The following is a 1,623-nucleotide window of genomic DNA, read 5'->3' as shown; positions in this document are numbered from 1 at the left end:
TGTAGCCACAAAGTTAGAATGTCCTGTTTCTGCAAAGTTGGAATGTCACACTCCCCGGATCTGAAGGATGCGTGGGAGATTGCAGATGGGATTGATAGCGATGAGCGAGCGCGATCTGCAGCGGATTGAGATTTTATCGAAGGTGGCCGCTGGCCGGATGACTACGGTGTCAGCGGCACACGTTCTTGCCGTGAGTGAGCGCCAGGTGCGTCGGCTTTTAGAGCGGATGCGAACTGGCGGCGCGGCGTCGATCCGACACAAGGCGATCGGCCGACCATCGAACAATCGGATCAGCGACGGGGTTCGCGATTATGCGGTGACGCTGATTCGCGAACGTTATGCGGATTTCGGCCCGACGTTGGCGACGGAGAAGTTGGCTGAGCGCGATGGCTTGCGGGTGTCACGCGAGACGGTGCGCGGTTGGATGTCCGAGGCCGGACTGTGGCTGTCGCGCAAGCAGCGCCGGACGTTTCACCAGCCGCGGCTTCGACGCGAGGCTTATGGCGAGTTGGTGCAGATCGACGGATCGGAGCATCGCTGGTTCGAGGATCGCGGGCCGCCTTGCTCGCTGCTGGTGTTTGTCGACGATGCGACCGGCAGGCTGATGCAGCTGCGTTTCGTGCGCTCGGAAAGTGCCTTCACCTACTTCGAGGCGCTGGAACTCTATCTCCACCGTCACGGCGCGCCGATTGCCTTTTATTCGGACAAGCATTCGGTGTTCCGGGTGGCGAAGAAGGATGCCAAAGGTGGCCAGGGCATGACCCAGTTCGGGCGTGCACTTTGCGAGTTAAACATCGAGATTCTATGCGCAAATTCGAGCCAGGCCAAGGGTCGTGTCGAACGCATGAACCGGACGCTGCAGGACCGCCTGGTCAAGGAGCTCAGGCTTTGCGGCATCGACAGCATGGAGGCCGGCAACGCGTTTTTGCCGGACTTCATGGAGGACTACAATGCGCGTTTTGCGGTTACCCCTGCCCGGTCTGATGATCTGCATCGGCCGCTGAATCTGGCGCCAGATCGGTTGACGGAGATCCTGTGCAAACGCGAGCAGCGCTATGTTGGATCGCAGCTGACGTTTTCGTTCGAGCGCCAGCGGATCATGCTGGAGGAGACCGATGTGACGCGTGGGCTGGTGGGGCGCTATGTCGAGACCTATGCCTATGCCGACGGTCGTCTGGATGTGCGGTGGAAAGGCTACTCCCTGCCCTACACGGTGTTCGACAAGGACCAGCGGGTGACGCATGCCGCGATCACCGAGAACAAGCGGTTGGGTGATGTTCTGGCCTATATCAAGGAGCGCCAGGAGCAGCAGGACAAGCCGAAGGTGAAGAGCAGCAGTGACAAGAATGGCTACGTCAAACGGGCTCGCGGACCTGGCCGGCGGAAGGATTTCATGAACGATCCGGCAGTGATCGCACGGCGCCAGAAAGCACTGTCGCGACAGCAGGCTGCGGAGTGAGGCGTGTCAAAGCTAAAGCCGAAGAGGTGTATTTACCACCCGCCCCGATCTGATCTTGCAACCGGGATCAGCCGCTCAGATCGGGGCTGACCGTTGTGCCGTGTGATGACCACGCGGACATTTCTACCTTGCAAACCGCCGGACATTCCAACTCTCCCGCCACA

1 protein-coding gene is annotated in these 1,623 nt (G+C 60.0%); it reads left to right on the top strand.

The window, feature by feature from the left end:
* Positions 1-85: 85 nt before the first annotated feature.
* Complete coding sequence (locus ACQZ5H_RS32595) at positions 86-1,459, top strand: ISNCY family transposase (RefSeq protein WP_112720537.1); 1,374 nt, start codon at positions 86-88, stop codon at positions 1,457-1,459.
* Positions 1,460-1,623 lie beyond the last annotated feature (164 nt).

The sequence above is a fragment of the Rhizobium sp. 21-4511-3d genome (assembly GCF_053522545.1).
The sequence above is the reverse complement of the archived record's forward strand: the minus strand, read 5'-3'. Positions and strand labels throughout refer to the sequence as shown.